We start from the raw sequence: 12843 nt of genomic DNA on the forward strand, positions 1-12843 counted from the left end.
AAAGTTTTCTATTCTTAGTCCTTAGAGATCTTGCTGATTTATTCATTGAATTTTGGCAAAATCCCTATAAAATTGGCAGCTTATATTGTTCGATCCTTATATATAAACCGTGATGCTTTTTCGGCTATCATCATGGTTGGCGCACTTGTATTACCGCTGATTAAAAATGGCATGATCGATGCGTCTGCAACTCTAAGATTGTCCATGCCATGAATTTTAAGGCTTAAAGGATCAACGACTGACGAGCGATCGGTTCCCATTTTGCAGGTGCCAACAGGATGATAAACGGTAAGGGCTTCTGCGCGTAAATAGGCAAGCAATTCGTCATCACTTTGAACATTTTTCCCAGGAAGCATCTCACTGCCGGCAAAAGGCGCAAAAGCACTATTTGCCAAGATTGAACGAGCGATTTTTATGCCATCAACCAAAATGGCTGCATCTTGCTCGGCACTTAAGAAATTGGGGTTAATATCAACTTTTAGCTCGGTATTATCGCGCCTTATTGTTATTTCACCGCGGCTTTGGGGACGCAGCACACAAGTATGGATTGCATAGCCATGACCATATTCCATAAGGCGACCGCGATGACTGCGGTAGCCTGGGACAAAATGAAATTGAATATCAGCAAGATCAGTAAAATCGCCAAGATCACTTGCATAACGGGTTTTGGCAAAGCCACCAGCTTCAACATAGTTGGTGGTTAGCATTCCTTTTCGCTGCATAAAATATTGCAAAGGTGCAGCAAGCATTTTGGGTAAATTTTGCATCGATAGGCCTAAAGTTTTAGGGCTTTTCGAGCGCACAGTTATCATGGCGTCAATATGGTCTTGTAAGTTTTTGCCAACGCCTTGAATATCAGCTTTAACCTCTATACCTTGCTCTGTAAGCTCATTTGCTGGGCCAATGCCCGACGCAAGCAAAATTGCTGGCGAGGCAATGGAACCTGCAGTCAATATAGCTTCGCGCCGCACTTCAATGCTTGTTTCAATATTATCTTTTTTGATAACAACACTTGTTACTTTTTTATTGAGAATTTCTAACTTTTTAACATCACACCCTGTCCAGATGGTAAGGTTTTTGCGCTCTAAGCACGGTTTTACATAGGCATCATAAGCACTAAAACGTTGGCCGTTTTTTTGGGTTACATTATAAATACCTACGCCATCAAAACTATTGCCATTAAAATCTAGATTGGTTGGCAAATCCAATGCATTGCTAGCTTTGACAAAAATATGGGATAGCAGATTGGCATCGCGCGGATTATCCACTAAAAGCTCGCCATCAAAGCCATGATATTTTGGGTCTTGGTGAAATAAATTATGTTCAAGATCCTTAAATATTGGCAAAACATCGTCATAAGACCAGCCAAGGCAATCATGGCGTGCCCAATGATCGTAATCAGCAGCGCAACCCCTAATATAAATCATCGAGTTGATGATGGTTGAACCGCCAAGCCCTTTACCACGATTCATGGGTATGCGGCGATTATTAAGGTGCTTTTGCGGGGTAGAGGCAAAGCGATAATCAAATTGTTCTCGGCCATACATGGCAAGGATGCCAGCAGGAATTTTGGTTCTCCAGCTCTTTTGCTCTTGCCCCATTTCAAGCAGTAAAACCTGATATTTAGGATCAGCGCTTAAACGGTTAGCGACAACGCAGCCCGCTGCGCCTGCACCTATGATGATATAATCAAATGCGTTGCCATTCATTTATAATCTCCGCCAATTATTAACGTAATTGGACATTTGATTGAAACAAAAGCGCATTTTTTTAAATCAAAATATGCGCTTTCACATTCATGAATTACTGCAATAATTGCGTCCAAACCTTGGTAACCAAGTCTTGTGCAGCAGGTGAGCAGGCTTGTTGCATTTTGATTTCAACCGTTGGAAATAGTTCTGGTGCAACATCCTTATTATTGACAGCTTTGCTTTCATCAATTTTGAGCGGTGATGAGTGGCCATAATAATTGGTTTGGATGGTGGCATTTTCTTGCGTTGCCATAAATTCTATAAATTTGATGGCATTGTCTTTATGGGGGGCATTTTTAGGTATAACGAAAGAATCCATCCAACCAACAAGACCTTCTTTGGGCATGGCATATTCAATATTGACCTTGTCATTTCGGCGAACGCGCATTGAATTGCCATCCCACCAAAAATGCATGGCAACCTCACCACCACCAATGCGGTTTTCAATATTATCACTGGAATAAACAGCGACATAATCTTTCTGTGCCTTTAGAAGATCGAGTACTTTTTTCATTTCAGCGGGGTTTTCGCTGCAATAGGGAATACCAAGATAATTTTGTGCGGCTGAAATAACTTCGTCAGGTTGGGCAAGGCTTGCAATTCTGCCGCGCAAATCTGCGCTTGGTTCAAAATAAACCTTCCAACTGTCAATTGGCCCTTTATATTGATCGCGGTTTACCGTAAAGCCAGCCGTTCCATAGGAAAATGGAAAGGAATATTCATTGGTTGGATCCCACCACTGATTAAACCATTTTTTATCCACTTGCTGAAATGCCGGCAGTGATTTCATGTCAACATTTTCAAGCAGATTGCTATCAATCATAATTTTTACAAAATGCTGTGATGGGGTGATCAAATCATAGCCTGATGAACCCGCCTGCAATTTGGTTAAAACATCTTCATTAGATGTGAAGCCATCGACTGAGACTTTAATTCCAGTTTCCTTTTCAAATTTTTTGATGAGTTCTGGCGAAACGGAATCTGCCCAAACAAAAAGATTTAAATTCTTTGATTGGGCAAAGACGGCTTCGCTCAAAGAAACTATGCTTATTCCCGCTAGTATTAATGATGCGGTAAATTGCTTAAACTGTTTATGTTTCATATTGTTCCTCTTTTTGTTGCTTTATGCGTCTATTTACTCTTGCGTTGCAGGATGAAAGAAAAACTGGCAATAATCACCGATATGATCATAATCAAAGTGGATATGGCATTAAGTTCAGGTGTAACACCTTGTTTAATCAGCGAATAAATATAGATCGGTAAAGTTGTACCACCGCCAGAATTTAATAGATTACTGGTGATGAAATCATCAAGTGAGATAACAAAGGCCAGCATTGCACCGGCAAAAACACCCGGTAATATTAAAGGCAGCGTCACACGGCGAAAGGTTGTCCATGAATTGGCATATAGATCATTTGATGCTTCACTTAGCTCTTTATCCATGCCTTGCATGCGCGCCCTTATCGGCAAAAAGGCAAAGGGGATACAAAAGGTGGTATGGGCGATAATTAATTTAAGTTTGCCATTTACAATGCCAAGTTCAGAAAACAAAATGAGTACCGCTACGGCAACGACAATTTCAGGCAAAAGCAAGGGTAAATTGACGATGGTTTCCGATATTCTGCGAAACCGCATTTGCTGACCGCGTGAAAGAACTAAAGCTGCCATTAGCGCAATAATAGTTGAAAACAATGTTGCACAAAAGGCAACCTCTAATGAGGTTTTAACCGCATTTAGTAGATTGGTATTTTGTAAAGCCGATGCATACCAATCCAATGAGAACCCACCCCAATTGCTGGCAATACGGCTTTTATTAAATGAGAAAAACACCACCACAGCGATTGGCAAATAAAGATATAGAAAAAAGATTAAGGTAAAAACGCCAAAGCCCGGATAACTGCGAACATCTGTATTTTTCATGACAGCGCCCTTTTCTCGTGGTTTATCGAGCGCAAGCCCTGAATAATGAGAACAATGACAACGCTCACCATCAACACAATGGCAAATGCCGAGCCAAGTGGCCAGTTGCGCCCTGCGCCAAATTGTAATTGAATAAGACTACCCATAGTCATATTCTTACCGCCGCCAAGGATCATTGGTTCTAATACTGCGCCAAGGCTTGGAACAAAAACGAGGATAGAGCCAGCAACAATGCCCGGTCTGCATAGCGGCAGAATAATTTTGCGAAGGCAGATTAACCTGCTGCCATAAAGATCATGCGAGGCTTCAATTAACGAGCGATCAAGCTTTTCAACACTGGTGAAAATCGGCAAGATCATGAGTGGAATGTAAGAATAAACCATGCCCACCAGCATTGCGCCATCATTGAATAAAAGTGTGCCATTTTCGTCAATAAGACCAAGCATATAAAAGGCTTTTTGGATAAAGCCGCCATTGCCCAAAAGAATTGTCCAAGCATAAACTCGAATAATCATCGAAACCCAAAAGGGTAGGGTTACCAACCATATGAGCAACATTTTACGTTTGGCATTTTGCAACGCAATAAAATAAGCCGCCGGAAAAGCCAGCAGCAAACAAATAAGCGTTGTTGCCAAGGATAGTAGGATTGTGCGCCCTACAATGATAAGATATTGCGGATTAAACTCTAATTCATCTGTCCAGCCTATATTAAACAGCAAGGAACGATACGCTTCTGTGGTAAAAATATAATCAAAACCACCATAGGGGCCGCGCGTTGAAAATGACACCACGACCACAATAGCAATTGGAATAATCAGCGTTACTATCATCACAAGATAGGCAGGGGCTAAGCCAAAATAGGATTTATTGATAGGTTTCTTGATCATGAGAGTAATATCCTAACCGAGTTAGGACTAAAGCCGATACGCGTCGTTGAGCCAATTTGAAAAAGTGGATCACCGCTGACATTATTGCGTTTAGAAACACACAAAATGCTATCGCCAACACTAATTGAGTATTGGGTATATGCACCCAAATAGTTAACGTCAATTATTGTGCCATCAACAGTAATATCCCCCTCATTGAGGATAAAATTGATTTTTTCAGGCCGCAGGGATGCACTGGTTTTTGTGCCTTGGCTTAAATTTTGCTGATTGACAAAAATAGGCGCACAAAAAGGTAGCTTAATTTCAGCCTTATCGTCTTTTACCGACAAAATAGTAACATCAAAAAAATTGGTAGCACCAATAAAATCAGCTACAAATTTATTTTCAGGAAACTCATAAATTTCACTTGGGGCGCCGATTTGCTGAATACGACCATTGCCAAGAACGCAAATGCGATCAGACATATCAAGCGCTTCTTCTTGATCATGGGTAACAAAAATAAATGTAATGCCAGTCTTGCGTTGTAACTGCCGAAGTTCGTTGCGCATGGCTTGGCGCAATTTAAGATCAAGCGCAGACAAGGGCTCATCCAATAACAGCACTTCAGGCTCTGGTGCTAAAGCGCGTGCCAAGGCTATTCTTTGACGTTGACCGCCAGATAATTCTGCGGGATAACGCGCGGCATAATCGCCCATATGGACAAGATTTAGCATTTCTTCAACACGGGTCGCGGCCTTCTTTTGCTCCCATTTTAGATTTTGCAAACTGTAGGCAATATTATCATAAAGGGTCATATGCGGAAAAAGTGCATAATTTTGGAAAACTGTATTAACCCGCCTCTTATGGGGAGGCTGATTAGCAATATCTTGACCGCGTAATAAAATACTGCCTTGGGTTGGCTGCTCAAATCCAGCAATCATCCGCAATAAAGTCGTTTTGCCGCAACCTGATGGACCAAGCAGCGTAAAAAATTCATTATCATTAATATGGAAATTAACCGGCGTTAACGCATGATATTTTCCATAAATCTTCGAAACATTTTTAATTTCGATAGCTTTTCCATTGCTCATTAGCTATTCCCCACATAGGTGAAATATTCTATCGTGTGAAAGAAGTGCATTTAGGCAAACTTCGTTTCACATCATGATGGACAGGCTCTGGCCTTTCACAAGACAAGAGAAATATTAAATAGAAGCAATGGGATAGTTTTGCTAAGCCGCAAAATATTTCATTGTTCCGCCTCATTTTTATTGTTCGCTTATAAGTGCGATTGGTTTTAATATATTTCAGTTGGAAAATAAGGAAATTAGAAAAAAACTAAAGCATGTATAGTTTTTATCGTTTCTAAACTGCAGATGATTTGCAATAGATCTAATAGATAGAATAAGACACGGCAAAGCGTTCCTTCTTTTAGCTATTCCATTGTTTTTAAAAACGGCTATTAAACCAAATAGACAGCCACCAAAAAATAAGCCGATGACTGCACATCATCGACTTGCTATTTAAAAATGATCGGGCATAAAATTCATAGTTTTAGATAGGTTAAGCGGTAGTATATTTTAGCTTTATAAAACCACTTTAAATTTTTGTTGGTTACAAGCTTTCAACCATATTGCGCATTTGCGTTTCATTCATTTCAAAAACAACAGGGCCATTAGTATAGATCAGCAAGCCCTTAAACTGCTTATTGGGATAAATTTCACCGAGTAATTTACGATAAAGCGCCATTTGTAAAATATATCCATCTGGCACTTCATTCATGCTTTCTGGTACTTGGCCAGTTTTAAAGTCAGCAAAAAGAACATGTGCGTCATCAACCACTAAACGGTCAATCTGGCCCGATACAGGACGTTGTTTACCGCGCACATCAACAACCCCCATTAAGGCAACTTCTGCTTGGCTTTGCTTAGAAAAAAGCAGCTTGAACTGCGGATTATCCAACACATCGAAAATCATTTTTTGCATTTGTTGCCGTGACTTTTCGTCAAAATGGCCTGCTTGTTTAGCAAGATAATTTTGCGTGAGTGCGCGCCTTTTATCCTCTGCAACATCAGGTAAATATTGCAATAATGTATGGATAAGTGTTCCACGCTCTAAGCTCGTTGGTACTTGGCTTTGCTCAGTTTTTTGAAAGATTGGTGAAATGCTCATGCCATGAGGGTCGATATTGGGAGCATCTTCAATCAAAATACTGGCTTTTGATGGTGACAATGGGCGCGGCAAGCCATGTTCTGCTGGTGCGCGTTGCAAAAGATAATCAGGCATATCAAAATGCTGTATAACTTCCTCCACCACTTTTTCTTTATTATACATGCCAAGCTGCGGCGGCGTTATTTGATAGCGATAGGCGGTTATCCCGTCAACGGGCGAGGATATTTCTACCATTTCATTTTGCAAGGCATCTTTTACAAGATCAAGCCATGTGCCTGTGGTTGGGCGGTTACTTTTATAGCCACAAACAATCAGGCGATCTTCAGCTCTTGTCATGCCAACATAAAGCAAACGGCGATATTCTTCCGCCGCCCGTTGTTTAAGTCCGTCAATTGCTTCGCCAATTAAAGCGGTTTTATAATCACTTGATGGCTGCCATAATAAAACCGTCTCGATTGTTTGCCCTTTGGCTGTGCTATCCACCTCGATCAATTTTGGCTCGTGCTGGCTGTTCCAAATACGGCTGCCAGAATCAACAAGGAAAACCACAGCCGCTTCTAAACCCTTGGCCGCATGTACCGTCATAATACGTACTTCATTGCGGCTTTGGTCCATCTCACGCTTAATTTCGGGCTGTGCCTCAGCTAAGGTTTCCAAAAATGCTTGTAAGCCGGGAAGTCCGGTTTTTTGCACTGCAAGCGTATAATCCATAAATGCATCCAGCACATCACTGGCTTCATTGCCAAGACGCGCTAAAATATCACGCCGCCCATGATGCTCACTTAAAATGCGGCTATAAAATTCATAAACTGGAGTAATGTCAGCAAGGGCGCGCAATTCTTCCAATAAATCATAGGCACGTTGATATTTGGGGTCATTACCCGCTTGCTGTTCTAATGCGCGATAGAGTAGGTCACTGCGTTCTGCTGCAATTTTTAAAAGATCATTTTCATTTAATCCAAAAATTGGACTTTTTAACACTGCGGCCAATGATAAATCATCATAGGGCTGTAAAACGAACCGCCCCAAGGCAACGAGATCACGAACGGCAATATGATCAGCAAGGCGCAAACGATCAGCCCCTGCAACGGCAATATGCAGGTTTTTAAGTTCACGCGAAAGGGCATGAACAAATTGGTCGCGTTTACGCACCAAGACCATAATATCACGCGGTGTAATCAAGCGATTTTTGCCAGCAATAACCTCGCCATTATCAAGCCAATGCTTAATGGTTAAAGCCATTTGCCGCGCTAATTTAATAGCGGGAGCCGCCAATTGATCGACTGGCTCGCGCCAATCTTCCGGCTCACTTACCTCATCAGGCGTTAGGGCTTCCCAAACATCAACCTCGCCGGGCTCGTTTAGTCGGACGGGTATATGGATAGTTTCTTCGTTTTCAGCACTTAAGCCTTGATAATTTTGCGGATGCTTAAAAACATGATCAACAGCCTTTAAAACATCTGTAGTTGAGCGAAAGGAATAATCGAGCCGCAATTTTTTAAAATCAAGCTTGGCAGCAAGGGCCCGCTTTTCAACCGCACGGCCATTTTGGGCAAAGTCTTCAGGTATTGCCCCTTGGAATGAATAGATGGATTGCTTTTCATCACCCACCGCAAACAAGGTGCGCCGTTCATTGCGGGCAGTTGTCCCAGAAAAAAACTCTTCTGATAATAGCCGAATTATTTGCCATTGTGCTGGGCTCGTATCTTGGGCTTCATCAACCAAAATATGGTCAATACCGCGATCAAGCTTATATTGTACCCATTCGCCTGCACCTTTGCGTTTAAGCATTGCAACGGTTTTATGGATTAGGTCATCAAAATCTAAAAAGCCACGGTGTTTTTTAAGCCGGTTATATAGGCTGTTTAATGCGTCGACTAGCACATAGGCCGCTTGATTAAGCTCCACCAGATCAACCGCGCAAATGGCATCGATGAGTTGTAAAACATGATCATGCTTTTCGCCAAACTCATCTATCGCGTCTGGTGCGACGGCTTGGACGGCTTTGGTAAAAATGGTTTTTGGGCTGCGAGCCTTACCTTGGCCAGTAAAATAAATATCGTGAGCGAGATCTTTAAAATTTCGCCAATTGGCCTCTGTGGCCAAAGCCTCGATGCGATCGCAAAATTTTTCCATATTGCTGCCGCCAGCACTTAAAAACAAAGCAATGCGGTCGGGCGAATAAAGAGCGGCTTCTTTTAAAGCATAGCTTAAATTTTCAGGATTATCGCTGGCTTTAACCCCAAAAATTCTGCGAAAAAACTCAATTCCTTGTTCACGCCAACGTAAAAGTGGTTCGCTTAAGGATTGGCGTTTATAAATAGCTTCACTTAATAAACGATCTAGCCCGAATTCACCCACCGTTGATAGAATAAGATCAAAAGCTTGGCTTAATTCTTCATCATCACGCTTATAGGCAGTTTCAAGGATAAGGCGCTTTGCTTCGCCAATAAGGGCGATTTGGCGCATATCATTAATCATTTCAAAATGACCAGCAATATTGGCTTCAACGGGAAATTGATGCAAAAGTGCTTCACAAAAAGCGTGAATGGTTTGTATTTTTAAACCGCCCGGTGTTTCAAGCGCATGGGCAAATAATTTGCGTGCGGCTGTAATGCGCAATGCATCAGGCTTTTTATGCTCTAATTTTTGCAGTGCTTCACCAAGTTCCTCGTCGCTAATGCGCGTCCACTGCGATAGGCGCGAAAATATACGCGTTTGCATTACCGCCGCCGCCGCCTTAGTATAAGTAAGACATAATATGCGCGATGGCGGTGTTCCAGTAAGCAAGATACGAATAACCCGTTCGGTCAAAACATGGGTTTTACCAGACCCAGCATTGGCCGACACCCAAACACTGGTATTGGGATCAGATGATTGCGCTTGGGCTTCCAAGGCTTTGGTGGGGATTTTGCCGGAAATTTTACTTGTTGCTTTCATGGCTTAACTCCCCAAATCATCGGTGTCTAGGTTGCTATCGCCGCTTGCAGACCATTCCCAAATGCGGGCAAGATGATCATAGTCACCAACATAATTAACCAATGGTGGCATAGCCCGCGATAAATAGCCTTGGTTTTCATCCAAATAGAGCGAGACCAATTGATGCAATCGCTGCCATGCAAGCTCAGATAGTTCCATGGCTGTTTTATCACCATCTTTTAAAATAGTTTGCGCTTCCACTTCGCCTTTGCCGGTTAAGCGCACATAAATAAGATCAGTTGGTGCACTGTCTTTTTCACATTCACTAAAAGCACCGCGCCGCAATAATGCTCCTTCAAGGGCTAATTGCGGTGCCATAAGGGTTGCTGCTTGTTTGATTGAAGGGGTCGATCCTGTTTTAAAATCTAAGATTTCTGCGCCGCCATCATCTAGTAAATCAATACGGTCGGCGCGTCCTGATAGGCTAATGCCGCTTCCATTAATCTCAACAGCTCGCGCTTTAATTTCTGGTAAGCGCTTGCGCGGTGATAAATTTTGTTCAAACGCAATAAGCTGCGGCATTAACATACGAAAACGCGGCCACCAAATCGCTTCAACATCAAGCGGTAATTGCATTTTATCAAATTCTTCGCGGGCAATATCACTCAGCATATTGAACATTAATTCATCATCAAGCATTGGAACATGCTCGCTAAAACTTGCAACAATGGCGTGATAAAGCGTACCGCGTTCTGCGACCGATGGATCGCGAATAAGCGGATCAAGGGGTTTTAGCCGTAAAATTTTCTTGGCATAAATCGCATAAGGATCGCGGCGCAGCGTTTCCACTTCAGTCACTGAAAAATGTTTAGGCCGTAATTTTAATAAAGGTTTTGGATTTGGACGCTCAATAAACGGTACGTCATCGGCTTCATCAAGCTTTCTTGCCCAATAAAGATATTTGGCACCGCGCTCGCGCAGTTTAATCATATCGGCTTGGCCTATCACCGTTTCAAGCCGCTGCAACCAGCGTGATGGCACTGATGGCGCATTATCCAATTTGACTGAACGGGTCATAATTACCCGCTCGCTACCAAGGATCATTTGAAAATCATGGGCGGCGATACCGGTGCTGCGCTCTGGTGGATCAAGGGCAATAGTGGCTTTCATCGGCCGCGACATGAAAGGGTCATTACGGGTAGAACCCGGCCACACACCTTCATTAAGGCCACCAATCACCATAGTATCGACATTTTGCAAGCGCGATTCTAACGCACCCCAAATATAAAGCCGTGGGTGGCCACCTTGTAACATACGCACACTGATTGTTGCACCAATTGCCGCAAAAACTTCTGGCCACTCTGCTGCTTGAAATGTAAGACCCGAGCGGTCAGCCACCAATTCTTGCATAAAACTGATAAGACCTTGCCCAGCTTCGCGATCATATAGTTTTTCAATCGTTCCATCTTCATCACGGCCGAAATTTTCAAAACTGGCAATGGTTGCTTCCACTGCTTGTAAGATGGTGACTTCACCTTCCATCTTGGCAAAATCAGCAAGTGGTTTTGCAGCTTCCATCAAAAGACCAGCAAAGCTTTGCGCTTCTTCAATTAATATGGGATCAATCCGATCAAAATTATGGCTATCAAGCTCGGTCATTTTAAGCAAGCGTTCGGCAATAAAAGCAGAGCAATTGGCCAAAGATATGCGCCCCGTACCGCCACGCAGGGCAAAAAGCTCAAAACGCTCAACCAAGCGGCGTAATTGATGGCGTGGTTTACCAAGCCGCGTTAATGGATGCTTCAACAATGATAAAAATGCCACCGGATCACCGGGAGAAAAAACACAATCCAACAATAAGCGAATGAGCGCGGCAGGTTCCGTTTCACTTAATGGCTTGCCGCCAGAATCATCGGCATAAATGCCAAAGCGTTTTAATTCTGCCGCAACACGGCGGGCAAGGTTTCTGTCACCAGTTACAAAGGCCGCAGTTTTATTGGGCTCATGGATGGCATCACGCAAAGCAACGGCAATGGTAACCGCTTCTTCACGCTCGCTTGCGGTTTCAACCAGTGAGAAACTAGCAAAAGCTTCTTCAACCAATTTTAAGTTGAGTTTTGACCACTGGTCGGTGGTCGCAGCCGGGCGAAAGGCTTGCGCAACAATATATTCCCTTGCGCGTTTGTCGGGGCTTATATCACCAATATGCTCAACGCTGTCACGCAATGCACCAATTTTTTGCAAGAGTAAACTCAAACCATATTGTGGATTACCAAAAATTGATGGATCGGAAATGGTATCACTTAAAGAATTCCAACTTTTGTCATCAAGATCGCGATCAAGCCCTGGTAAAACCACCGCACCATTAGGCAAATGGGCAATGACTTTCAAAAGCTCTGCCGCGGCTGGAATAGAGCCAGTTGAGCCTGCCGCTATAACGGGGCCTTTTGGTGGATTATTTTTAAGGCTTGAAGCATGCTCGCGGATCATTTGATTACGCCACCAAGCAGGATTGGACTGACCGCGTTCTTTCAAAATTTCAGGCCAACTTGCGGTGACAATGCGTAAAAAATCAAGCGTTACTTGCCACCATTCGGCAACAAGGTCGGGGCAAATATCTTTAAGGCCTGCCCAATCTGCTTCATCGGTTTCTACTTGATCCATCAATTTAGCAAGATCACCAGCAAACCAGATGGCATCAGCAGTATTGGCTGGAATGGTAATATCTTCACGGCCGAATAATTGGCGTAAATGCTGGGGTAGATTTTCACGCCATGGACGAATAAGCCGCGCTAATAATAATTGCCGTTCAATGGTAGAAATAGGCGGCGCTTTTTCCAATATTTCTTCGCCTGATAAAAGCGATAAAGGCCCATCATCATCAACATCACCCAATGGGCGGATGATGGGCAAAAAACTGGCTGTAGTTTTATTTTTTTCGACAAAAGCCGCACGAAGCGCACGACCGGCACGGCGCGTTGGCACATAAATGGTAACATTGGCAAGGCTTAGTGGATCGTCAATTTTATCGCCGTCAAGCAAAGTGCCATTGGTCAAGGCATCAACCAAGGTTGGAAGAAATGGCACACCAGACGCAATCGAAAAAAGCCTCGGCTTTCGCATATCTTCACCTTTAAACTTTATAAAATAATGCATTTATTTTGCATGAATATCCATGCAAAACAAGCAAACTATTGCCTATGGCATAATGGTGA

7 protein-coding genes are annotated in these 12843 nt (G+C 42.9%); all 7 read right to left on the reverse strand.

The window, feature by feature from the left end; translation table 11 throughout:
* Window positions 1-80 precede the first annotated feature (80 nt).
* Entirely contained in the window at window positions 81-1709 is a 1629-nt protein-coding gene (locus tag H3299_RS00765; RefSeq protein ID WP_182418453.1) for a GMC family oxidoreductase, read from the reverse strand.
* A 94-nt stretch (window positions 1710-1803) separates the two neighbouring features.
* On the reverse strand, window positions 1804-2853 hold the full coding sequence (locus H3299_RS00770; protein WP_182418454.1) for an extracellular solute-binding protein: 1050 nt from the start codon (window positions 2851-2853) through the stop codon (window positions 1804-1806).
* A 29-nt stretch (window positions 2854-2882) separates the two neighbouring features.
* The gene (locus tag H3299_RS00775; protein ID WP_182418455.1) at window positions 2883-3671 is read right to left on the reverse strand and encodes an ABC transporter permease; all 789 of its coding nucleotides are present in this window, start codon (window positions 3669-3671) and stop codon (window positions 2883-2885) included.
* Window positions 3668-4558, reverse strand: a complete 891-nt coding sequence (locus H3299_RS00780; RefSeq protein WP_182418456.1) for an ABC transporter permease — start codon at window positions 4556-4558, stop codon at window positions 3668-3670. Before H3299_RS00780 ends, H3299_RS00775 begins: the two co-directional genes overlap by 4 nt.
* The gene (locus H3299_RS00785) at window positions 4555-5628 is read right to left on the reverse strand and encodes an ABC transporter ATP-binding protein (RefSeq protein ID WP_182418457.1); all 1074 of its coding nucleotides are present in this window, start codon (window positions 5626-5628) and stop codon (window positions 4555-4557) included. Before H3299_RS00785 ends, H3299_RS00780 begins: the two co-directional genes overlap by 4 nt.
* A gap of 523 nt (window positions 5629-6151) precedes the next feature.
* Window positions 6152-9649 (reverse strand): double-strand break repair helicase AddA, encoded by a 3498-nt coding sequence (addA, locus tag H3299_RS00790; RefSeq protein WP_182418458.1) that lies wholly within the window; start codon window positions 9647-9649, stop codon window positions 6152-6154.
* Window positions 9650-9652: 3 nt separating this feature from the next.
* Window positions 9653-12751 carry a double-strand break repair protein AddB gene (gene addB, locus H3299_RS00795; protein ID WP_182418459.1) on the reverse strand — a complete coding sequence of 1033 codons (3099 nt, stop codon included), beginning with the start codon at window positions 12749-12751 and terminating at the stop codon, window positions 9653-9655.
* Window positions 12752-12843: the final 92 nt, after the last annotated feature.

It is taken from the genome of Bartonella sp. HY038 (genome assembly GCF_014117425.1).
GTDB lineage: Bacteria > Pseudomonadota > Alphaproteobacteria > Rhizobiales > Rhizobiaceae > HY038.

Bases quoted from the DNA above. Each gene is read 5' to 3' on its own strand.
- H3299_RS00765 (WP_182418453.1), bottom strand. From the start codon at position 1,709: ATGAATGGCAACGCATTTGATTATATCATCATAGGTGCAGGCGCAGCG.
- H3299_RS00770 (WP_182418454.1), bottom strand. From the start codon at position 2,853: ATGAAACATAAACAGTTTAAGCAATTTACCGCATCATTAATACTAGCG.
- H3299_RS00775 (WP_182418455.1), bottom strand. From the start codon at position 3,671: ATGAAAAATACAGATGTTCGCAGTTATCCGGGCTTTGGCGTTTTTACC.
- H3299_RS00780 (WP_182418456.1), bottom strand. From the start codon at position 4,558: ATGATCAAGAAACCTATCAATAAATCCTATTTTGGCTTAGCCCCTGCC.
- H3299_RS00785 (WP_182418457.1), bottom strand. From the start codon at position 5,628: ATGAGCAATGGAAAAGCTATCGAAATTAAAAATGTTTCGAAGATTTAT.
- addA (WP_182418458.1), bottom strand. From the start codon at position 9,649: ATGAAAGCAACAAGTAAAATTTCCGGCAAAATCCCCACCAAAGCCTTG.
- addB (WP_182418459.1), bottom strand. From the start codon at position 12,751: ATGCGAAAGCCGAGGCTTTTTTCGATTGCGTCTGGTGTGCCATTTCTT.